Origin of the sequence: Pseudoclavibacter chungangensis (assembly GCF_013410545.1) — a bacterium.
GTDB classification, from domain to species: domain Bacteria; phylum Actinomycetota; class Actinomycetes; order Actinomycetales; family Microbacteriaceae; genus Pseudoclavibacter; species Pseudoclavibacter chungangensis.
On the sequence record NZ_JACCFV010000001.1, the window covers coordinates 1,601,050 to 1,623,508 of the forward strand.

17 protein-coding genes and 3 pseudogenes are annotated in these 22,459 nt (G+C 67.1%); 13 read left to right on the top strand and 7 right to left on the bottom strand.

The genetic code is table 11. The annotated features are described in order from the left end of the window. Nucleotides 1–43 precede the first annotated feature (43 nt). The 5 genes from HNR16_RS07230 to HNR16_RS07250 all read left to right on the top strand — a co-directional run bounded on the left by HNR16_RS07230 (nt 44) and on the right by HNR16_RS07250 (nt 8,007). Entirely contained in the window at nt 44–1,615 is a 1,572-nt protein-coding gene (locus tag HNR16_RS07230) for a type I restriction-modification system subunit M (protein ID WP_158040224.1), read from the top strand. Further along, complete coding sequence (locus tag HNR16_RS07235; RefSeq protein ID WP_158040223.1) at nt 1,612–2,538, top strand: restriction endonuclease; 927 nt, start codon at nt 1,612–1,614, stop codon at nt 2,536–2,538. The genes HNR16_RS07230 and HNR16_RS07235 overlap by 4 nt, the downstream gene beginning before the upstream one ends. 98 nt (nt 2,539–2,636) lie before the next feature. Next, the gene (locus HNR16_RS07240; RefSeq protein WP_179558345.1) at nt 2,637–3,671 is read left to right on the top strand and encodes an IS30 family transposase; all 1,035 of its coding nucleotides are present in this window, start codon (nt 2,637–2,639) and stop codon (nt 3,669–3,671) included. A 17-nt stretch (nt 3,672–3,688) separates the two neighbouring features. Continuing rightward, nucleotides 3,689–4,876 (top strand): restriction endonuclease subunit S, encoded by a 1,188-nt coding sequence (locus tag HNR16_RS07245; RefSeq protein ID WP_218868401.1) that lies wholly within the window; start codon nt 3,689–3,691, stop codon nt 4,874–4,876. Then, nucleotides 4,873–8,007 (top strand): type I restriction endonuclease subunit R, encoded by a 3,135-nt coding sequence (locus HNR16_RS07250; RefSeq protein WP_158039693.1) that lies wholly within the window; start codon nt 4,873–4,875, stop codon nt 8,005–8,007. The genes HNR16_RS07245 and HNR16_RS07250 overlap by 4 nt, the downstream gene beginning before the upstream one ends. A 106-nt stretch (nt 8,008–8,113) precedes the next feature. Here the strand turns inward: HNR16_RS07250 and HNR16_RS07255 are convergent, their stop codons facing one another. Then, nucleotides 8,114–8,503, bottom strand: a complete 390-nt coding sequence (locus HNR16_RS07255; protein WP_225737776.1) for a hypothetical protein — start codon at nt 8,501–8,503, stop codon at nt 8,114–8,116. 204 nt (nt 8,504–8,707) lie between these two features. Between HNR16_RS07255 and HNR16_RS07260 the strand changes: the two are divergent. After that, nucleotides 8,708–9,154: pseudogene (locus tag HNR16_RS07260) on the top strand (TrmH family RNA methyltransferase); the annotation flags it as partial. A gap of 334 nt (nt 9,155–9,488) precedes the next feature. Here HNR16_RS07260 and HNR16_RS07265 read toward each other — a convergent pair. Further along, a pseudogene (locus HNR16_RS07265) lies at nt 9,489–10,298 on the bottom strand (SGNH/GDSL hydrolase family protein); the annotation flags it as partial. A gap of 57 nt (nt 10,299–10,355) precedes the next feature. Between HNR16_RS07265 and HNR16_RS07270 the strand changes: the two are divergent. The 3 genes from HNR16_RS07270 to HNR16_RS07280 all read left to right on the top strand — a co-directional run bounded on the left by HNR16_RS07270 (nt 10,356) and on the right by HNR16_RS07280 (nt 12,752). Then, nucleotides 10,356–10,493 carry a hypothetical protein gene (locus HNR16_RS07270; protein ID WP_179558151.1) on the top strand — a complete coding sequence of 46 codons (138 nt, stop codon included), beginning with the start codon at nt 10,356–10,358 and terminating at the stop codon, nt 10,491–10,493. Next, nucleotides 10,486–12,324, top strand: coding sequence for a DEAD/DEAH box helicase (locus HNR16_RS07275; RefSeq protein ID WP_158039690.1), 1,839 nt, complete (start codon nt 10,486–10,488; stop codon nt 12,322–12,324). Before HNR16_RS07270 ends, HNR16_RS07275 begins: the two co-directional genes overlap by 8 nt. Before the next feature lie 263 nt (nt 12,325–12,587). Beyond that, nucleotides 12,588–12,752, top strand: coding sequence for a hypothetical protein (locus HNR16_RS07280; protein ID WP_179558152.1), 165 nt, complete (start codon nt 12,588–12,590; stop codon nt 12,750–12,752). A gap of 15 nt (nt 12,753–12,767) precedes the next feature. On the opposite strand, the gene HNR16_RS07285 is transcribed toward HNR16_RS07280, so the two are convergent. Continuing rightward, the gene (locus HNR16_RS07285; RefSeq protein WP_338109150.1) at nt 12,768–13,463 is read right to left on the bottom strand and encodes a DedA family protein; all 696 of its coding nucleotides are present in this window, start codon (nt 13,461–13,463) and stop codon (nt 12,768–12,770) included. A gap of 66 nt (nt 13,464–13,529) precedes the next feature. On the opposite strand from HNR16_RS07285, the gene HNR16_RS07290 reads away from it, so the two are divergent. Further along, on the top strand, nt 13,530–14,051 hold the full coding sequence (locus HNR16_RS07290; protein WP_158039689.1) for a VOC family protein: 522 nt from the start codon (nt 13,530–13,532) through the stop codon (nt 14,049–14,051). A 129-nt stretch (nt 14,052–14,180) separates the two neighbouring features. On the opposite strand, the gene HNR16_RS07295 is transcribed toward HNR16_RS07290, so the two are convergent. Next, a complete protein-coding gene (locus tag HNR16_RS07295; RefSeq protein ID WP_158039688.1) occupies nt 14,181–15,938 on the bottom strand; it encodes a Na/Pi cotransporter family protein in 1,758 nt (585 codons plus the stop codon). An 86-nt stretch (nt 15,939–16,024) separates the two neighbouring features. After that, a complete protein-coding gene (pstS, locus tag HNR16_RS07300; protein ID WP_179558153.1) occupies nt 16,025–17,167 on the bottom strand; it encodes a phosphate ABC transporter substrate-binding protein PstS in 1,143 nt (380 codons plus the stop codon). A gap of 795 nt (nt 17,168–17,962) precedes the next feature. Here pstS and HNR16_RS07305 point away from each other — a divergent pair. Continuing rightward, nucleotides 17,963–19,003, top strand: coding sequence for a Fic family protein (locus tag HNR16_RS07305; protein ID WP_225737775.1), 1,041 nt, complete (start codon nt 17,963–17,965; stop codon nt 19,001–19,003). 955 nt (nt 19,004–19,958) lie between these two features. Here the strand turns inward: HNR16_RS07305 and HNR16_RS07310 are convergent. After that, nucleotides 19,959–20,606 (bottom strand): LysR substrate-binding domain-containing protein, encoded by a 648-nt coding sequence (locus tag HNR16_RS07310; protein WP_158039686.1) that lies wholly within the window; start codon nt 20,604–20,606, stop codon nt 19,959–19,961. A 68-nt stretch (nt 20,607–20,674) separates the two neighbouring features. Further along, nucleotides 20,675–20,854: pseudogene (locus HNR16_RS19000) on the bottom strand (helix-turn-helix domain-containing protein); the annotation flags it as partial. Between the two features lie 121 nt (nt 20,855–20,975). On the opposite strand from HNR16_RS19000, the gene HNR16_RS07315 reads away from it, so the two are divergent. Together HNR16_RS07315 and HNR16_RS07320 are read left to right on the top strand one after the other, a co-directional pair. Beyond that, nucleotides 20,976–21,785 (top strand): sulfite exporter TauE/SafE family protein, encoded by an 810-nt coding sequence (locus HNR16_RS07315; RefSeq protein ID WP_225737774.1) that lies wholly within the window; start codon nt 20,976–20,978, stop codon nt 21,783–21,785. Nucleotides 21,786–21,816: 31 nt separating this feature from the next. Next, nucleotides 21,817–22,311 (top strand): PaaI family thioesterase, encoded by a 495-nt coding sequence (locus HNR16_RS07320; RefSeq protein WP_158039685.1) that lies wholly within the window; start codon nt 21,817–21,819, stop codon nt 22,309–22,311. Nucleotides 22,312–22,459 lie beyond the last annotated feature (148 nt).

Consider the following 22,459-nt stretch of genomic DNA (forward strand, 5'->3'; position numbering starts at 1 on the left):
ACCCAACACCGTGATTGCGCAGTGGCGCGGAGGAGCACGACCCATGGCACCGACGACCAAAGAGGCGCAGCGAGCAGAGTTGCACAAGACGATCTGGCGCATCGCCAATGACCTGCGCGGCAGCGTCGATGGGTGGGACTTCAAGTCCTACGTGCTGGGAATGCTCTTCTACCGGTTCATTTCTGAGAACCTCACGGCGTACCTCAACAAGAACGAGCACGATGCGGGCGAGGTGTCGTTCGACTACCGGCTGGCGGCGGATTCTGACGCGGAGTTCGCTCGCGACGAGGTTGTCGCGGAGAAGGGGTTCTATATCCTGCCGTCCGACTTGTTCGCCAATGTGCGCGATCGTGCCGCGGGCGACGAGAATCTCAACGAGACGCTCGAGCGGGTCTTCAAGAACATCGAGGCGTCGGCGCTGGGTACGGACAGTGAGGGCGACATCAAGGGGCTGTTCGATGATCTGGATGTCAACAGCAACAAGTTGGGCTCGACGGTCGCCAAGCGCAATCAGAAGCTGGTGAAGCTGCTCGACGCGATCGGCGACCTGCCGCTGGGGCGGTGGGAGAACAACTCGATCGACCTGTTCGGTGACGCCTACGAGTACCTGATGCAGATGTACGCCGCCAACGCCGGCAAGTCTGGTGGGGAGTACTACACGCCGCAGGAGGTCTCCGAGCTGCTGGCGCGCATCACGGTGGTCGGCAAGACACAGGTCAACAAGGTCTATGACCCGGCGGTGGGCTCCGGGTCGCTGCTGCTGAAGTTCGACAAGGTGCTCGGCAAGAACAACGTCCGTCAGGGGTTCTACGGTCAGGAGATCAACCTGACCACGTACAACATCGCACGGATCAACATGTTCCTGCACGACGTCAACTACGCCGACTTCAACCTCGCCCACGGCGACACCCTCATCGATCCACAGCATTGGGACGACGAGCCGTTCGAGGCGATCGTCTCCAACCCGCCCTACTCGATCAAGTGGGAGGGCGATGCCAACCCACTGCTCATCAACGATGAACGGTTCGCACCGGCAGGAGTCCTCGCGCCGAAGTCGAAGGCCGACCTCGCGTTCACGATGCACATGCTCAGCTGGCTGGCCGTCAACGGCACCGCGGCGATCGTTGAGTTTCCTGGCGTGCTGTATCGCGGCGGGGCGGAGAGGAAGATTCGGCAGTACCTCGTTGACAACAACTACATCGATACCGTGATCCAGTTGCCGCCCGACCTGTTCTTCGGCACGACGATCGCGACCTGCATCCTCGTGCTGAAGAAGTCGAAGAAGACCGGCGACGTGCTGTTCATCGATGCTTCGGCGGAGTTCAAGCGGGTCGGCAACAAGAACAAGCTGCTCGAGGAGCACCAGGCGAGGATCCTCGAGGCGTTCACGACGCGCGAGCCCGAGGACTACTTCACCACCGTCGTGAGCAACGAGGACATTGCCGCCAACGACTACAACATCGCGGTGTCGTCGTATGTAGAGGCCGAGGACACTCGCGAGGAAGTCGACATCGCGGAGTTGAACGCCGAGATCGCGCGCATCGTCGCGCGCCAGGCCGAGCTCCGCACCGCAATCGACGAGATCGTGGCGGATCTGGAAGGTGCGCGGTCATGACGGACATGCCCAATTGGGAAGGCTTCATGATCCCGACGCTCAAGGTAATGAGCGATGGCATCATCCGCCACTGGCGCGAGTTTCAGCCTCTCGTAGCTGATCAGGCGCAGCTCAGCGATGAGCAGAAGAAGGAGATGCTTCCGTCCGGGGGCGCGCTCAAGTATGAGAACCGCATCGGCTGGGGCGTCTCGTTCTTGACGAACGTCGGCGCGCTCAGGCGTCCGAAGCGTGGTCACTACCAGATCACTGATGCCGGCAAGCAGCTCATCGAGCTGTTTCCGAATGGTGCCAAGGAACGTGACATCAAGGCGCTCGGTGCGGATCCCAGCTCGCCGATCCGCGAGTACGTGGCGACCACGACCCGCAGGACGAGCGAGTCTACAACGACCGCTCCGACCGAAGAGTCGTCGATGACTCCTACCGAGCAGGTGCAGAGCGGCGTCGAGCGAATCCACGACGAGATCGCGGTCGAGCTGCTCACTCGGCTGCAGGACAAAGAACCAGGCTTCTTCGAGCAGGCGGTTGTCGATCTCCTGCTGTCAATGGGCTACGGCGGCACCACCGGGGCCGGCAGCGTCACCCAGCTCACCAACGACGGAGGCATAGACGGTGTCATCGACCAGGACATCCTCGGCCTCAACCGCGTCTACATCCAGGCTAAGCGCTATCAAGACGGCAACACTGTCGGACGCCCCGACCTCCAGGCGTTCGTTGGAGCAATCAGCGGCAAAGCCGACAGCGGCGTTTTCATCACGACCAGCCGGTTCTCCGACGGCGCACGTACCTACGCCGAGAATGTGCCGACCCGCATCATCCTGATCGACGGCACACGCCTCACCAGCCTCATGATCCGATACGGCGTCGGCGTGCAAGTGAAAGAGACCTACAAGCTCGTCGAGATCGACGAGGACTTCTTCCTATGAGCCGCATCGATGACCTAATTCAGGAGCTGTGCCCGGTGGTGTCATAGCGTCGAAGCAACACTCCTGTTCGGCGGGGGTCTGATCGATGGAGTGTGTGGATGTCGCGGGTGGGGTTGTCGTTCAGTGACAGGTCGGAGATCTCCACGGCGTCGAAGGCGGGTTGGGGTGTGCGGAAGATTGCCCGTCACCTGGGGCGTTGCCCGTCAGTGGTCTCCAGGGAGCTGCGTCGGAACGCGACGAAGACCCGCGGCTACCAGGCCGTGACCGCAGACGTGGCCGCGCAGCGTCGCCGGGCCCGTCCGCAGCAGCGGAAGGTCGCGGCGGATCCGGTGCTGCAGGCGCGGGTGAATGCTGACCTAGCCGCATCGTGGACGCCGAACGAGATCGCGGGCCGCTTGCGCCTGGAGGCAACAGACCCGACTGTTGGCCGTATGGCGAACTCTCCTGATGCGCAGGGCCGCACCGTCTCTGGTGAAGCGATCTACCAGTACATCTACGCGATCCCGCGCGGGGAACTGGCCCGGCGCGGGATCTTTCTGCAGTCCAAGCGCACCAAGCGCAGGCCCCGCACTACGGGCCGGTCCCGGGGCGGGCCGATCATCGGGATGGTCCCGCTCTCAGAACGGGGCGAGGACGCCGCCGAGCGCCGGGTGCCAGGCCACTGGGAGGGGGACCTGATCATCGGGAAGAACGGTGCCTCCTGCGCGGCGACACTGGTGGAGCGGATGAGTGGTTTCACCGGGCTGCTGGCTCTGCCCTCCAAGCACGCCGAGGGCACCGCGGACGCGGTCATCGAGTATTTCAACGAGCTGCCCCAGATGATGAAGGCGTCACTCGCGTGGGACCAGGGCAGCGAGATGGCCCACCACGCGAAGGTCACCTTGGCCACGAACATGCCGGTCTACTTCGCCGACCCCCACTCGCCCTGGCAGCGACCCAGCAACGAGAACACCAACCGGCTCTACCGCGAGTACCTGCCCAAAGGCACGGCGATACCCGACCACCAGCCCTACCTGACCACGATCGCCGAGGAGATCAACAACCGGCCCCGCCGCCGGCTCGGCTTCCTGACACCGACCGAAGCATTCGCTCGACTACTGGCCGGCGAGCCCCATGTTGCTTCCACGCCTTGACATCGCCCCCGAGCGGAGTGGAGTACAAACAACTTGGCGATGTCGGCACGGTCGTGCGGGGGAAGCGTTTCGTCAAAGATGACATGATCGACGCGGGTGTCCCGTGCGTTCACTATGGTGAGATATATACCAAGTACGGCATTTCTGCAGTTCAGAGCATCTCCTACGTATCGCATGAACGTGCACGCACACTTCGCTTCGCGCAGCAGGGCGACGTGATCATGGCATCAGCTGGCGAGACGATCGAAGACATTGGAAAGTCTGTCGCATGGTTGGGGAGTGAACCCATCGCGATCCATGATGCGTGCTATGCGTTCTCGAGCTCTATGGACCCCAAGTTTGTGTCGTACTTCTTCGCTTCCCGCTCGTTTAGAGACCAGATTAGGCGAAGCATCTCCTCCTCAAAGATCTCGTCGATCTCGACGCAGAACGTTGCGAAGGCACGCATCCCGGTTCCACCACTCGAGGTGCAGCGCGAGATCGTGCGAGTATTGGATAAGTTCACTCAGCTGGAAGCGGAGCTGGAAGCGGAGCTGGAAGCGGAGCTGGAAGCGCGGCGCGCCCAGTACAAGCACTATCGCGACGAACTCGTGGGTGCCAACGGTAGGCGAAGAATCAGGCTCGCCGATCTAGGGACATTCGTTCGAGGCCGCCGGTTCACCAAGAATGACGTCGTTGAGTCGGGTATCCCAAGCCTCCGCTACGGAGAGATCTACACTGCCTACGGGACTTCTGCGACACAGGCCTTGCGGAATGTTCGAGCCGAGCTGCGGGATCAGCTTCGTTATGCGCAACCCGGCAGCGTTGTGTTCGCTGGCGTCGGCGAGACAGTCGCAGACGTGGGGAAGGCAGTGGCTTGGCTCGGTGAAGAGCCGATCGCGACGCACGACGACACGTTTACTTTTAGCTCCGAGCTCAACCCGAAGTACGTGGCATATGCGGTTCAGACTGCTGATTTCCATCAGCAGAAGGAGCGCCACGTGTCGCGCGCAAAGGTCAAGAGGTTGTCGGCGATGGGTCTTGGCGCGATTGAGATCCCTGTGCCATCGCTAGAGGAACAGGAATCAATCGTCCGCTCGCTTGACAAGTTTGACGCTCTTGTGGGCGACATCAGTACCGGTCTCCCGGCAGAACTCGCTGCCCGTCGCAAGCAGTACGAGCACTACCGCGATCGGCTGCTGACGTTCAAGGAGCTGGCGTCGTGAGTGATGCGCCGGCGCGCACGTACGATCCGATCGCTGTCTCTTCGGAGAGCACGGTCGTCGCTGAGTATGTTCATGATCCGTCGCAGGCTGATGCGTATCAGTCGGAGTCTGCGCTCGAAAGGGAGATGATTCGACTCCTCGAGGTGCAGGCTTACGACTACCTGCCGATCACATCGGAGACAGATCTGGTCGCGAACCTCCGCATGCAACTCGAGAAGGTCAACAGGATGACCTTCTCGGATGCCGAGTGGGAGCAGTTCTTCACGACGAAGATCGCAAGTGCCAACGACGGCATCATCGAGAAGACCGTGCGCGTCCAAGAGGATCACGTCCAGATCCTCAGGCGCGACGACGGGACGACGAAAAACATCGCACTGATCGACAAGACGAACATCCACAACAACCGGCTGCAGGTCATCAACCAGTACGAAATCGGCCGGTGCAAGGGTGACGCCTGCGAGGACGGCGCGAAGTATGCCAACCGTTACGACGTGACCGTGCTCGTCAACGGTCTGCCGATGGTGCACATCGAGCTGAAGCGTCGCGGCGTGGATATCCGCGAGGCTTTCAACCAGATCAATCGCTACCAGCGCGACAGCTTCTGGTCGGGCTCGCGCCTGTTCGAGTACGTGCAGCTGTTCGTGATCAGTAACGGCACGCTCACGAAGTACTACTCCAACAGCACTCGCAACAGGCACCTGGCCGAGCAGAAGAAGTCTGGCGGTGCCGGCAAGGGCAGGAAGACGAGTAACTCGTTCGAGTTCACCAGCTGGTGGGCCGATGCGAACAATAAGCCGATCACGGAGCTGACGGCGTTCGTGAAGACGTTCTTCGCGAAGCACACGTTGCTGAACATCCTGACGAAGTACTGCGTGCTCACCGCGGATCGCGACCTGCTGGTGATGCGGCCGTACCAGATCGTCGCGACCGAGCGGATCCTGCAGAAGATCCAGATCTCGACGAACTACAAGACGCTCGGCACACTCGACGCCGGAGGATACGTCTGGCACACGACCGGCTCGGGTAAGACGCTCACCTCGTTCAAGGCAGCGCAGCTCGCATCGAAGATGCCGAGTGTGGACAAGGTGCTGTTCGTCGTCGACCGCAAGGACCTCGACTACCAGACGATGCGCGAGTACGACCGGTTCGAGAAAGGGGCGGCGAACTCGAACACGTCCACGGCGGTGCTGAAGAAGCAGCTTGAGGACCGTGGTGCGCGGATCATCATCACGACGATCCAGAAGTTGTCGACGTTCATCAAGGCGAACAAGGGCCACGAAGTCTTCTCGGGCCACGCGGTGATCATCTTCGATGAGTGCCACCGGTCGCAGTTCGGCGACATGCACACCGACATCACCCGCGCGTTCAAGCGGTACAACCTGTTCGGGTTCACCGGCACGCCGATCTTCGCCGCGAACGCCGGCAGCGGCGGGAACCCTCAGCTGCGCACGACCGAGCAGGCGTTCGGCGACAAGCTGCACACGTACACGATCGTCGACGCCATCACAGACAAGAACGTGCTGCCGTTCCGGATCGACTACATCAACACCATCAAGGTCGGGAACCCCGACGACTCACAGGTGTCAGCGATCGACCGTGAGCGAGCGCTTCTGGACGTGCGTCGTATCCGGGACGTCGTGGCGTACACCCTGGAGCACTTCGATCAGAAGACGAAGCGCTCATCGAGCTACGAACACGCAGTCGTGACGAACGTCGCCGACTCGGTGCGGGGCCGGCGTCAGGCGGAGGCACTCAAGGAGCGGAAACGAGTTCGCGGATTCAACGCGCTGTTCGCTACCGCGTCGATCGACGCCGCGCGCCGTTACTACAACCAGTTCCAGCTGCAGATGGAGGAGCTGCCACCGGACAAGCGGCTGAAGGTCGGCTTGATCTTCAGCTACGGTGCGAACGAGGCCGAAGCCGACGGAATCCTCGATGATGAAGCGTTTGACACCGATGCGCTCGACCGTGACTCGCGCTCGTTCCTGGAAGACGCGATCCAGGACTACAACGACATGTTCGGCACCAGCTACGACACGAGCGCCGACCGGTTCCAGAACTACTACAAGGACCTGTCGCAGCGGATGAAGAACCGCGAGATCGACCTGGTCATCGTGGTGAACATGTTCCTCACCGGCTTCGACGCGACGACACTGAACACGCTGTTCGTCGACAAGAACCTACGCGCCCACGGCCTGATCCAGGCGTACTCGCGCACGAACCGCATCCTCAACTCGGTGAAGACCTACGGCAACATCGTCGCCTTCCGCGACCTCGAGGAAGAGACGAACGCCGCGCTGGAGCTGTTCGGCAACAAGGACGCCCGCGGCGTCGTCCTGCTGAAACCGTACGGCGACTACTACGGCGAGTACGTCGACAAGGTCACCGAGCTGCTCGCGCGTTTCCCGATCGGGCAGCAGATCGAGGGGGAGCAGGCGCAGAAGGACTTCATCCAGCTGTTCGGCGCGATGCTGCGGCTGCAGAACATCCTCACGTCCTTCGACGACTTCGACGGCAACGACCCACTCACCGAGCGACAGCGGCAGGACTACACCAGCATCTACCTGCGGCTTCGCGATGAGTTCACGCGCGATCGTGACGGCGACAGAGAAGTCATCAACGACGACGTCGTGTTCGAGATCGAGCTCGTCAAGCAGGTCGAGATCAACGTCGACTACATCCTCATGCTCGTCGAGAAGCTCCGCGCCGAGAAGGGCGACGGCGACGACAAGGAAGTCCGCGCCGAGATCACCCGCGCCGTCGACGCGAGCCCGACCCTCCGCAGCAAGCGCGACCTCGTCGAGGACTTCGTCGAGTCGGTGTCGCTGCAGGGCGCGGTCGATGAGCAGTGGCAGGCGTATATCGCCGCGAAGCGAGAGGCCGAGCTTCAAGAGCTCATCGAAACGCACAAGCTCAAGCTGGAGCAGACGCGGTCGTTCGTGGATGCCGCGTTCCGGGACGGCCAGCTGCGCACAGCGGGCACCGAGATCACCCGCATCCTGCCACCCGTGTCGCGGTTCAACCGCGAGTCCAACCATGGCGACAAGAAGAAGCGGGTCATCGAAGCGCTCTCCAGGTTCTTCGAGCGGTTCCGGGGACTTGCCACTGGGGGTGGGGAGCCTGGGGACTGAGGTCAGCACGAAGGGCGCTGGCGGCACAGCCGCTCACGCGCCACAATCTGCGCATTCAGCCAGGCACGCAAGGGTGCGGCATGTTCGAGTATCTCGGCCTGGCCGTTCAACCGCGCACCGCTTCGGCCACGGCCGTCTTGATCCGCGCGGCCAGATCGTCGACGAGTTGCTGGCACAGCGCGATCCCGGCCGCACCGTCCTGCTCTTGCCGGCACTCGGACAAGCGTGCCTCGTCGATCGGGATCCGCTTGGCGAATCCACGAGTGGTGCTGACCTCGATGTATGCGCCGGTCTCACCGGGCCCGTCGGCTCCCAGCCGCATCTTCACAGGAGTGTCCCACGGGACGTCGGACGTCTGCATCGCCGCGTTGCCGAAGTTGGACGCGCTCGTGTTGAACGGGCTGCTGATCATCAATGCCCCTCCTTCCTCGAATGCTCGGCGATCTCGCAGTGTGGCACCGTTCGGCGAAACCACCACCTCGCTCGGTGTGTCCAACGTTCCAATCTACATTGCAGGACCGCCCGCATCCCCGTCAGCACGCTACCTGGACAAGTGCCGGAGCCGTCTCGATCTCATCGCAGTTCGGCGCTTCGGCATCCTCACTCACTGCGATACAAAAGCCAGAGTCGTCGCTATCGGTATGATCTATCCAATTGCTCATGCGATAAGCGCTTATGCCGTTGTGCCTGGTCAGGCGCGGTTTCCTTGCAGCCGATCGTAGCCGGACAACACATCAACGTGGGGGCCGCGTTCCGGGCGGCGGCCGGCCTCGGGGCCGACGCCGTGCTCGTGACCGAGCGCTGCGCCGACCCGCTGTACCGCCGCAGCGTCCGCGTGAGCATGGGCACCGTCCTGCAGGTGCCGTGGACGCGACAGCCTGGCTGGGCCGATTCCGCTCGGCTCCTGCACGACCACGGGTTCACGATCGCCGCGATGGCCCTCGACGAGCGGGCGGTGGACCTGCGCGAGTTCTCGGCGCACCGTCCGGAGCGCGTCGCGCTCGTCCTCGGTACCGAGGGCGACGGCCTCACCCACCAGGCGCTGCGCCACGCCGACACGACCGTCGTGATCCCCATGCACGGCGGCGTGGACTCGCTCAACGTCTCGGCCGCGAGCGCGGTCGCGCTCTACACACTCACCGGCTGACCGCCCGGCAGGACGGTCGCGCCCCCGGGGTCGGTCCGGTCCCCGCGGCGTGCCCGCGGGCGCATCAGGGGGTCGCGTCGGCGCGCCCGTCCGATGCACCACGCTCTGGATCGTCCCCGAGGCCGTCCGGGGCGGGGAGGCGTGCGCCCTCGACCTCGGCCGGGCCGTCGGCCTGCGCCACGACGTCAGCGGCATCGAGCGGTCGAGGCGCGTCGACCTCGTGGATCTCGTCGATCGGCGTCGCGACGTCGCCCTGCGGCGCCGCACGCCCGGCGTCGGGCGCGCCCGAACGGGCCACGTGCTCGGTGGCCTGCGTGCCGAGCTGCTCGGCGAGGAGGTCGAGCGGCAGCGGTTCGGGACGCTTGGGCTGCAAGTTGTCGCCCGACGACTGGTGTCGGATGCGCCGCAGTACCCACGGTACGAGGAACTCGCGCGCCCACACGATGTCCTGTGTGCGTGCCTCGCGCCAGCGCGCGGGACGCACCGGCTCGGGCTGGAGTTCGCGCAGATCGTTGTCGACGTTGAGTGCGCGCAGCACCATGCGGGCGACCTCGTGGTGTCCGTACGGGTTCAGGTGCAGGCGGTCGGACGTCCACATCTTCGCGTTCTGGATGGACCGCAGCGCCCACTGGTCGGCGACGACGCAGTCGTGCTCCGCCGCGATCGCGCGAACGTTCTCGTTGTAGATGGCGACCTTGCCGCGCATCTGCGAGAAGACGGGTGCGAACTGCGTGTCGACGCCCGTGAACACGACGACGGTCGCGCCCGTCGCACGGAGCCTCGCGATCGCCCGCTCGAAGCGCGCCGAGATCGCATCCGCATCTGCCCCCGGGCGGATGAGGTCGTTGCCCCCGGCCGAGATCGTGACGAGGTCGGGGTGGAGGGCGATCGCGGGCTCGATCTGCTCGGCGACGATCTGGTCGAGGAGCCGACCACGGATCGCGAGGTTCGCGTAGGCGAAGTCCGGATGGTCCGCGCCGAGCGCCTCGGCCACGCGATCGGCCCAGCCGCGAAGCCCGTTCGGTGCGGACGGTTCCGGGTCGCCGACCCCCTCGGTGAACGAATCACCGAGTGCGACGAACCGGCGCCAGGGGTGCCGCTCGTGTTCCACGTCCCGTTCCCGACCGTTCGTGTCCGCGTTCATCCACGACCCTCCGTTCGCTGCACCGCGCCGTCCGCGGGTGCGGGTACCCTCGTCTGCATGTCCGCCACCCACCTGCTGTCCATCATGGACGACGACCGCACCGAAACCCTGCGAGACCCGGCGGCACACCGCGAGCAGGGCGGCGGGCGCTCGCACGCCGCCGCGACGCGAGGGGGCGCGGGCCTCGATGACTGACGCCGCGACGACAGCGGCGAACGGCGGCGACGCCCCCGACTCCGGGCGGGAGCGGTTCGGGCACGCCGTCGGCACCTATGCCGCCGAACACCTCTCGCCGGCGTTCCCGCAGCGTGCGCCGTGGGGCACGAGCAAGAACCTGCGCGCGTGGCAGGCCGAGGCGATCTCGAAGTACTTCGAGACCGAGCCGAAGGACTTCCTCGCCTCCGCGACGCCGGGCGCCGGGAAGACGACGTTCGCGCTGCGACTCGCGGCCGAGCTGCTCTCGCGCCGCACCGTGAACCGCATCATCGTCGTCGCGCCGACTGACCACCTGAAGACGCAGTGGGCCGAGGCCGCCGACCGCGTCGGCATCCGGCTCGACCCGAAGTTCTCGAACAACGACGGCGCGCCATCGCGCGAGTACCACGGCGTCGCCGTCACCTACGCGCAGATCGCCTCGAAGCCGTCGGTGCACGACCACCTCACCGCCTCGTCGCGCACGCTCGTCATCCTCGACGAGGTGCACCACGGCGGCGACACGCTCAGTTGGGGCGACGGCATCCGCGAGGCGTTCCGCTTCGCCGAACGGCGGCTCTCCCTCACGGGAACACCGTTCCGCAGCGACACGGCGCCGATCCCGTACGTCACCTACCAGCCCGACGAGGAGGGCATTCGCACCTCCGTCACCGACTTCAGCTACGGCTACGGGCGTGCGCTCGCCGACGGCGTCGTGCGTCCCGTGCTGTTCATGTCGTACGCCGGCAACGTGCGCTGGCGCGACACGTCGGGCGAGGAGATGGCGGCCGGGCTCGCCGAGGACAACACGAAAGACATCACCTCGCAGGCGTGGCGCACGGCGCTCGACCCCGAGGGGCAGTGGATGCCGCAGGTGCTGCGCGCCGCCGACCGACGCCTCGACGAGGTGCGCGCCGAGGTACCCGACGCGGGTGGCCTCGTGATCGCCACCGACCACGCGGCCGCGAAGGGCTACGCGGCGCTGCTCGAATCGATCACGGGCACGAGGCCCGCGCTCATCCTCTCCGACGACCGCGGCGCGTCCGATCGCATCTCGAGCTTCGCGGCGTCCGACGAGCGTTGGATGGTCGCCGTCCGCATGGTGTCGGAGGGTGTCGACGTGCCCCGCCTCGCGGTCGGCGTGTACGCGACGAACGCGTCCACCCCGCTGTTCTTCGCCCAGGCGATCGGCCGATTCGTGCGCGCCCGACGCAAGGGCGAGGTCGCGACCGTCTTCGTGCCGAGCGTGCCACAGCTCACGAACCTCGCGCACGCGCTCGAACTCGAACGCGACCACGCGCTCGACCGCCGCACGGACGGTGGCGACGAGAACGAGAACCTCGACGACGCGCTCCTGGAGGAGGCCGAGGCGGGAGACCGGGCGAGCGACGAACTCGAACGGTTCACGTTCGAACCGATCGCGTCCGAGGCCGTGTTCGACAAGGTGCTCTACGACGGCGGCGACTTCGGCTACGCGGCCGAGGTCGGCTCGGAAGAGGAGCTCGAGTACCTCGGCCTGCCGGGCATCCTCGAGGTCGAACAGGTGCGATCGCTGCTCTCGCAGCGGCAGGCGAAGCAGGGTCGCATCCAGGAGGCCAGGGCGCAGAAGGGCATCGAGCCGCCACCCACGACGAAGCCGCTGTTCCGCAACCTCAAGGAACAGCGCCAGCTGCTCAACAGCCTCGTCGGCGCCTACTCCAAGTTGTCGGGCCAACCCCACGGCGTGATCCACGCCGAGCTGCGCCGCTCGTGCGGTGGCCCCGCGGTCGGGCAGGCGACCGTGACGCAGATCCAGTCCCGCATCGAACTGTTGCGCAAGCGCATGCACTCCTGACGGCCGGATCGGGGTGCCGCGGCGCCGGATCGACAAGCTCGTTCGAGATCCGGGCCCCACCGGATGCCGGACCGAGAACGGCTCCTCGGTGCTCCACCCCTGCGACACCCATAGGACGGCGATGCATGCGCGACGTCACCCGGACACCGCGGATACCGAGACGGCCCGCGTGCGGCGTGGCCTCGCCGACCCCGTGGAGTAGTGCGTCCGGAGCGTGCCGGCGGGGGAGGAGATGGTCGTCGACCAGGACTCGTCCGTCACGGGTGGCCGCGGCACTGCTGACCTGGACCTTCGAACGAAACGACGACGAGACGCTCGTCTCGGTGACGGTCCTCGTCGTCTCGTTCGTCGGATCCGGCATGGTCGACGGCGTCCGGGCCGGGCGCCGGATCGCGCTCGGACGACTGGCGTCGTCACTCGCCACGTGACGGGGGATCGACTTCCTAGGCGGTGCCGCCGGCGCGCTTCGCACGAGCCTTCTTCACGCGGGTCCACACGAACCACGCGACGAACACCACGAGACCCGCGTAGACGAGGTACTTCAGGGCGTCGGCGACGATGAGGATCTGCTCCCACGCCGGGCCGAGCAGGAATCCCGCGCCGACGAAGAGCGTGTTCCAGATGAGCGAGCCCGCGAGCGTGAGCAGACCGAAGCGCACGGCCGGCATGCGCTCGATCCCGGCCGGGATCGAGATGAGCGAGCGGAAGATCGGCAGCATGCGACCGAAGAAGACCGCTTTGTTGCCGTGCCGGTTGAACCACGCGACGGTCTTCGTCACGTCGTCCTCGTCGATGAAGGGGAGCTTGCGGGCAAGCGCGACCGTGCGGTCGTGCCCGAGCCAGCGGCCGAGCCCGTAGAGCAGGTACGCGCCGAGCAACGAGCCGAGCGTCGTCCAGAGGATCGCCTCGACGATCGTGAACTTGCCCTCGTACGCGGCGAGGCCCGCAAGCGGCAGGATGATCTCGGACGGGATGGGCGGGAACACGTTTTCGAGGAAGATCGCGAGACCAGCGCCCGGGGCGCCGAGGAGGCCCATGATGTCGATCGCCCACTGCGAGATGACGCCGAAGACGCCACCCGTGGCTTCGTCGACGGCGGAGAGCGGATGGATGGTCGAGGCGAGGAGCGCTGCGGGCATTGGACCAGAATACGGAACCCCGGCTGCCCGCAGCCCACATGCAAGCGTATCGACGATGATCCGTGCATGATCCGACTCTCCGGCCCCATCATCCCGAGCCTCTGGTTCGACGGCAATGCCGAGCAGGCCGTCGACTTCTACGTCTCGACGTTCGCCGACTCGCGCATCACGCGCGTCACCCGCTACGGCGAGGACGCGCCGTTCCCTGCCGGGACGCCGCTCACGATCGACTTCGAACTCGGCGGGCGCCCGTTCAATGCGATCAACGGTGGGCCCCAGTTCACATTCGACGAGGCCGTTTCGTTCGTCATCGAGGTGGACACGCAGGAGGAGAACGACGAGGTGTGGAACACGCTCATCGCCGATGGGGGAGCGCCCGGCCCCTGCGGTTGGCTGACCGACCGCTTCGGCCTCAAGTGGCAGGTCTCGCCGCGGCAGTTCTTCGACATCCTGAACTCCGGTGACGCCGAGGGCATCGCCCGAGCGACGGCGCTCATGTACACGATGCAACAGCTCGACATCGCGGCGCTGCAGGCCGCGTTCGAGGGCCGAACCCCACCGCCCCCGTCGGAACCCCCGACGCGCTGACCGCCCGGCGCGGTGGCAAAAAGCCGGGTTGTTGCTACCGGGCCGCGGGCCCGGTAGCAACAACCCGGCTTTTTTCTTCTCGGGGATGGGGGATGGGGGATGGGGGACAGGGCGTCGGCTACTCGCCGATCAGGCCGTCTGCGGGCCTCCGTCGGCTCCCGCGCCCGCATCGACCACCTGGGCGGGGCGCTCGAGCGCGCCGTCGAGCGTCTCGCGCAGGCTCGCGATGCGAGCAGCGAGCGCGCTGTTGCGGCTCATCGAGCCGACCAGCGCCAGGATGGCCGGCTTCTCGTTCGAGGGCACGTCGGCCGCGTCGATGACGCGCCACCGGAGGGCCTCGAACGTCGCGGCGGCACCGATCACGGGCGAAGCCACGGCCGTGTCGGGTTCGGCGGACGCGTCGACCTCGTCCTCGCCCGCGGCGGCCGCGACGTCGGCGGGAAGCGGTCCCGTCATCTCCTCGATCGCGTCGCTCAGGGCGCCGAGCCCCTCGTCGAGCAGGCTGCGGCCGGCCTCGCTGAACTCGTCGCGCGCGAGTCGGCGCGCCACCTGATGCATCCCCTCGTTGAGCGAGCCGGTGTAGTCGACCTCCTCGATGAGATCGGCGACCTCGTTCATCTGCTCCCGATCGACGTCGCCCTGCAGCGCTTCGGCCGCGTAGTCGCGGATCTGGCGCGCCAGTCCGTCGACCGCCGTGAGGTGATCGTCCGCGCTCTTCGGCGCATCCTTGTCGCCCCTGGCGATCCCGAGGAACATGGCGCTCGCCGTCATGAGTCGCTTGGCCTCGTTCTGCATGGCGGGCAGCGCGCGCGAGATGTCCTTCTTCACCGTGCCATCGAGGAACGTCGAGACCGAGTAGTCCTCGAGATCCTCGTCGCTCGAGTGGCCGATGCGTGTGAGCACCTTCTCGAACACGTTCACGAACGGGAACAGGATGACGACGTTGAAGATGTTGAAGAAGATCGAGAACGCGCCGACCGCGACGGGAACCAGTGGGAACGTCTCCTGGCCGTCGACGACGACGGGGGCACCCGGGTCGCCCACGAAGAGCTTCATGAGGAACTCGAGCAGGGCGATCGCGGGGAAGAACAGTGCGAGCACCACCGTGACCCCGATGAAATTGAAGCCGATGTGCGCGTACGCGGTCCGTTTGGCGTTCTTCGAGAGGTTGAGCGAGGCGATCCACGACGTGATGGTCGTGCCGAGGTCCGCGCCGATCGCGAACGCGATCGCCGTCTGCCACTCGAGGATGCCCGAGACACCGAGCCCCATCACGATGCCGATCGTCGCCGAGGACGAGTGGATCGCGGCCGTGATGAGCGCCGCGATGACGGCGCAGCCGATCACGCCGATGAAGGTCGACGAGTCGAGACCCGAGATCAGGTCCATGAAGACGGGCATCTCGCGCAAGGGCTTGAGGCCGCCCGTCATGAGGTTGAGGCCGTAGAAGATGAGGGAGAAGCCCATGCAGGCGAGCGCGATGTTCTTCACGCGCGCGCTGCGCCCGAAGACGTAGAGCAACGCGAAGGCGCCACCGAACAGCAGGCCGATCGGTCCGAGCGGCAGCGCGATGAGGCCGTTGCCGAGGGTCGTACCGATGTTCGCGCCCATGATGACGCCGATCGCGCCACGCAGGGTGAGGATCCCGGCGTTCACGAGCCCGACCGTCATGACCGTCATCGCGGTCGACGACTGGATCACACCCGTGATGACGGTCCCCGCGAGCACGCCCTTGGCGGGGCTCCCCGCCATCTTCGTCATCAGCTCCTTCATCTTGTTCGCGGAGAGGGCCTGGATGCCTCGCTCCATGAACTCGAGGCCGAGCATGAAGATGCCGAGCCCTCCGATGACGGGGACGATGATGTCCTTGAAAACGTCGGCATCCATGCGCTGTCCTTCCTGGCCCGGTGGGCGTGATGCTCTGGGTGTCGCTCGATCTGGGATGTTCGGGTGGGTGCGGGCGCCGGTCGGGGCTAGGCGTAGCCGAGTTGCTCGGCCCAGTACTCGCGCACGGCGACGCTTCCGGCCTCGGGAAGCGGCACGTAGCCGAGGTCACGTGCGGCCACGTCGGACTCGTCGAGCAGGAAGGCCATGAAGCTGAGTGCCTGGCGGGTGAGCGACGCGCCTGCGTCGCGCTTGACCATGCCGTAGACGGCGACGGTGAGGGGGTAGCCCGGGGTCGTCCCTGTCGCGACGGTCGGCGTGGCGTAGTCGTCGTCGGTCGTCCAGTCGGTGTCGGCGATCGCCGTCTCGATCGCCTCGGCCGAGGGCGTCGCGTACTCGCCCGCGCCGTTGCCCACGGCAGCGACCGGGAGCGACGCGCGCTCGGCCTGGCCGACGTCGACGTAGCCGATGGCGCCCGGGGTCGAGCTGACGGACTCGACCACACCGCCACTACCGTCGGCGGAGGTGCCGACGCCGGCCGGCCAGCTCACGAGGGCTCCGTGCCCCGGCCCTGCGCCCCACTCGTCGGACACGTCGGCGAGATACCGGGTGAATCCGTAGGTCGAGCCCGAGCCGTCGCCGCGGTGGAACGGGACGATCTCGGTCGCCGCGAGTTCCGCGTCCGGGTTGAGCGCGGCGATGGCCTCGTCGTCCCAGCGCGTGATCTCGCCGAGGTAGATGGCCGCGAGCACCTCACCGTCGAGGCGCAGCTCGTCACCGCCGGCGACGTCCTGGTGGGTGACGACGGCGAGCGCGCCGATGAACAGCGGGAACTGCGCGATGTCGCGCTGCTCGAGCTCGCCGGCCGAGAGCGGATAGTCGGCGAGAGCGAACGAGGCACGCCCGTCGGTGAGTGCGACGATGCCCCCGAGCGAGCCGACGGCCTCGTACTCGATGCCGCTGCCGTCGACCACCCAGTCGTTGCCCGACGCGTCGGCTCGCTGCGGATCGTCGGCGTTCGCCGCGTTGCGGAAGTCGACGGCGGCGCGTTGCACGAGCGGTGCCGCGAGCGACGAGCCGCTGCCCACGAGGCCCGAGCCCGGCCTGCCCGTCAGCGTGAGGACGAGCGCGATCGCGGCGATGGCAACGATGCCGAGTGCGACCCAGAGGAGCCGTCGGCGCCCGCTCTGCTCCGGCACGACGGCGACGGTGTCGTCATCGATACTGACCATGCGGGCATCCCCAATCCCCCGGCAACGCCCCGGTGACGTTCGCGCTCGCTCAGTGTGATCGGCACCGGCGGACCGGCCGGTGTCGCGGACATGGCCGGGGCGGAAACACTCCGCAACCGGTCGGAGCTCGAGTTCGCAGTTCTGCGTGATCCCCTGGCCCCCGACGATGCGGACCATCCCGAGAACGTGGCGTCGCTGGACGATGCCGGATTCGCGAGGGGGCGCCGGGCACGTTCGTCGATCAAGGGCCGCCTCGCGCGAGCGATCGACGGAGGGTGGCCGCCTCCGGCGTCCCTTTTGAACGCGAGCGCGCCACCCCGCGAACGTGGACGGATACGCCGAGCGCCGAGCGCCGCAGGGTCGCGCGAAGCGCACGTGGCCCGGGCAGGCGGAAGACACGGCACGCGCGAGGAGTTGCGCGGAGACGAGGGACCGGGATCAACCGCGTGACATTCACCGAGGTCTGACGCCGGCACCGCGAAACCGTGCATTCATGCACCCATATGCAAGTTTGTTGACGTAATCTTGCATACCAGGAGTTGTTCGCAACGGAAGTGGAGACGCATGGATACCGCCGCGCGCGCACGACGAGAAGCGGCCGGGGAGTCCGGGGGAGGGGTCGGGCTCCCGTCGCCTCACGTCCCGGAGGCCGAGACGCCCGGCTCCTGGCCGTCTTCGGACGAGGAGCCGGTCCACTGGGAGCGCGATCCGCGCGAGCCGATGTCGCGGCGGGCTCGGCGTCGGTCGGCGGGCCCGTACCTGGCGTCGATTCCACCCGACATCGCCGACCTGCCGATGCCGACCATCCCCGACGAGCTGCTCGCCGAAGCCGGGGACGCGCACGCCGCGCTCGCGCGATTCGACAGCACGGCGGGGCTGGTCCACGCGCCACTGCCGTCGATCCTGCTGCGCACCGAGAGCTCGGCGAGCTCCGAGGTCGAACAGCTCACGGCGAGCGCGAAGCAGGTGGCGCTCGCGAACATCGGCGACGCGAAGTCGGCGAACGCCCGGCTCGTCGTCGCGAACGTCCACGCCATGGAGTCCGCACTCGCGCTGGCCGACCGGCTCGACACCGACGCGGTCATCGAGATGCACCGGGCCCTCATGGAGCGTCACGACCCCTCGATCGTCGGCGAGTTCCGGCATGTCGGCGTCTGGGTCGGCGGCTCGTCCCCGCACGTGGCGGCTCACGTCGCACCGATCGTGGCGCGCGTCCCGGCCCTCATGGACGATCTGATGGTCTACACGCGCCGAACCGATCTTCCCGTGCTCCCGCACATCGCGATCGCACACGCCCAGTTCGAGAGCATCCATCCGTTCCCCGACGGCAACGGGCGCACCGGGCGCGCGCTCACCCAGGCGATGCTCCGCGGCAGCGGGACGACGAGCCAGGTCACCGTGCCGGTGTCCGCGGGCCTGCTCGCGAACCCGCAGGAGTACTTCGACGCGCTCACCTCGTATCGCCGGGGTGACGTCGTGCCGATCGTGCGGGTGTTCACCGATTCGACGTTCCGCGCGCTCGAGAACTCCCGCCGGCTCGTCGACGAGATCAACGCGACCCAGGAGGCATGGCGGTCGCGGCTGGACGCGAGGCGAGGCTCAACGGCGCGGCGGGCGCTCGACATCCTGCCGGCGCAACCGGTCGTGACCATCGCGCATCTCGCCGAGCAACTCGAGGTGAGCATCCCCGCGGCGAGCAACGCCATCGCCACCCTCACCGACGCCGGCATCCTCGAGCAGTCGACCTCCGGCCGACGCAACCGGTACTGGCACGCGCCCGAGATCCTGAACGCGCTCGATGATTTCGGTCGCCGCGCTCGTCGAGGCCGCGGGTAGCCGGGCGGCGTCCCGACGCCGTCGCGTTGCCCCTCGACAATGGGTCATCGACCCCGCCCAGCCGCTTCGAGCGGATGCGCACCCCGAGCCGGCCACGTGACGCATCCTCCCGCGCACCGCTCGCGTGGCCGGGGATCCGGCGACCATGTCTCGCAGATCGCTCGACCGCGCGTGCCTGCTCGACGGGCGCGCCCGAGGAGGTCGCATCGCTGCGCTTCAGGACGCACTCGATCCGCGATCCCGTCCGTGGCCCGCCCCGGCCCCTGACCCGCACCCGCACCCGCACCCGCACCCGCACCCGAAGCAGCAGACAGCGGGCGCGCCCGGGTATCCGCCGTCGCGGAAGGCGAGCGGGTCCTGGCCCGACCGTCGTCGCCCGGGAACCTGCGCGACCAGGACCGCGCCACCGACGCGGCGAGCGGCAGGGCGAGCGCCATCGCGGAGCCGCGGGAACGCGGGGGAGCTCGACGAACGCACGGTGTGGAGCGAGGCGGGGTCGGCGGGGCGACGGGGACGCTCGTCGCGTGCTCGCTCATCGTCCGCGGTGACCGGCCGACCGCTGCGTCCGGACCGGGGCCCCCGCGGCGATGGTGACGAAATCGCCGTTCTCGTCCGGTGGCAGGCCGGAGGCCGGGCGCTCGATCGCGCGGGGTCGACGGGATCCTCGGAGCTGTCGATCTCGGGGTCGTCGGCATGTGCGGCGACGTCGAGCGAGTGGCCGAGATCCGCGCCGTCCCGCTCCGTCGAAATGCCGGGGGCGCCGGGCTCCTGGACGTGGGCGGCGTCTCCGCCGGCCCGTCGGCGTCAGGGCGAACTCGGTCCCGGCTCCCGGTCGATCGGAGCTGCAGCGACGAGGGAGTTCGTGCGTTCGCCGCGAGTCACCTGCTCGGGCTCGTTCGCTCGCTGGGTCAGGACCGGGCGCATGGCGTCCACGGCGCACGCGACCCCGCCCATGTCATCCGGGCGCATCCTGCTCGTCGCGGTAGCGAAGCAGTGCCTCGATGAACTGCTGCTGGGCGGACGACGGCACGAACGCCGTCCGGGTGATGAGCATCGCCTGCCGTCGGGCCCAGTCCGCGTCGATCGGATGCACCGTGTCTGGTGCCGCGCGGAGTCGGCGGATCGTGCCGTACGGAATGACCGCGGTGCCCGCACCGGTGCCGGCAACGGCATGCACCGCATCCAGGGTGGGGAGACGCACCCGGTACGTAGGAGTGACGCCGAGCGCGTGCGCCTGTTCGTCGATGAGGCGCTGGAGTGGGCTGTGCTCACCGAGCCCGATCATCGGCCCTCGGATAGCTTCCTCGAACGACATCACGCCCCTGTCCCCGCGCGGGGCCCTCGCGACGAGGAAGAGTGGATCGGGCCACAGGTCCGTGACCGCCAGGCCGGTCGGATCCGGCACGGAGGAAACGACGCCGAGATCCCCGGCTCCGTCGCGAACACGGCCGGCCGCCTCGGCGCTCGTGGTCTCGGAGACCGCAACGCGCATGTCCGGAATGCGCGCGAGCGATGCGGCGAGGAACTCCGTGAGCGCGTCGACCGCGGACGTGTTGCTGACGACGCGGACGAGCGCCTCGGGGCCGTCCCGGAAGCGCTCCATCGCCCGTTCCAGTGCTCCCGCCTCCCGCAACACCCGCGGGCGTGCGAACCGAGCGCTTCACCGGCCGTCGTCGGAGTCACCCCGCCGGCACGACGCCGGAGCAGACGCAGGCCGTGACGGTGCTCCATCCCGGCGATCCGTGCGCTCGCAGACGAAAGCGACAGCCCCACCGCGTGGGCGCCGGAGGTGATCGACCCCGCATCCAACACCGCGACGAACAGCTCCAGGTCCCGCAGGCCGAACCCCATCCGCCCGCCCCTTTCGATTCTCCGAAGGCTCCTTCGGATCGTACCAATCGTCGGGGTGCCGCGATCTGGAACCGTGAGGACCACTTACGGGCACGCCGCCCGCGAGAGGGGGGAGACACGAATGATGTGGGCCGATGGGCAGGACCTGCTCCACGCAGCGACGATCTTCGCGGCTGGCTTCCTCGCGGGAGCGATCAACGTCGTCGTCGGAGCCGGCACACTCGTCTCCTTTCCGATTCTCGTGCTGCTCGGGTACCCACCGTTGTCCGCGACCGTGGCGAACACCATCGGGATCGTTCCGGGGAGCGTGTCGGGGGTGATCGTCTACCGCCACGAGCTGCGCGCGCACCTGCCCCTCGTTCGCACACTCCTGCCCGCCTCGGCCGGCGGTGCAGTCGTCGGGGCGGTGACGCTCCTGCACCTGTCCGCGGAGGTGTTCACCACGGTCCTTCCGTGGCTGATCGGCGTCGGCACGCTCCTGGTGATCGCGGGCCCGACCATCAGGCGCATGATCGTCCGACCCACGACGGACGGCGACGAAGCGCCGTCATCGGTGTTTCCACGTCGGGGCACGAGACTCGCCTCGGTCGCCGGAGCGTTCCTGCTGGGCGTGTACGGGGGATACTTCAGCGCCGCACAGGGCATCCTCCTGATCGCGTTGCTCGGTGTGACGACGACACTGCTCATGCAGGAACTCAACGCCCTCAAGAATCTCACCGTCGCCGTCGTGAACGTCATCGCGGCGACGGTGTTCGTCTGCGTTTCGCCGAACCAGATCGAGTGGCCGGTGGTGGCGCTCGTCGCCGCCGGTTCCACCGCCGGTGGCTGGGTCGGTGGACGCTTTGCGCGCCGTCTGCCGGCCGGTGTGTTCCGCGCGTTCGTCGTCATCGTCGGCGTCGCGACCGTCGTGGCACTCCTCGTCCGACGTTGACGGCACCACTGCACCACCCCAGGAAGGAACCATGACCGATCCCGACACGCCGATCGAGCTTCCCGCGCTGGAGTACCTGGAGCGGATGCTCGCCGGCACTCTTCGGCCCGAACACCGCACCTCGACGCGGTATCCGACCGCGATCTCGCGCACCCTCGGGTTCCGTCTGGTCGACATCGGCGAAGGCACCGCCGGCATCCGGACCGACGCCGACACCGCCCGGTTCGGGAACCAGCAGGGCACGATCCATGGCGGCTACCTCGCCGAGCTGGCCGATGCGACGATCGGCACAGCCTGTTCCACGCTGTTGACCCCCGGTGAATCGTTCACGAGCGTGAATCTGGATGCCACATTCATCAGGCCCGCCTGGGACGGCGAGCTGATCGCACACGCACACGCGACCCACATCGGCACGACCTTGACGCACTGGTACTGCGAGGTCATCAGGGCCACGGATCGCAAGACGATCATGACCGCCACGAGCACCGTGATGCTCCTGCGCGGCGACCGGGCAACCGGCAGGTGACCGGACCCGGCCGGGCCGGTGACCGACCGGCATGCGTCCCGAACCCGGTCCGTTTCGGATCGCATCGTCCTCGTACACCGCGGCTCGGGCGGCCGGGTGCGTCCGCCGTTCACGACCACTCCGGGCACGCGTCCTGCTCGCGGGAAGC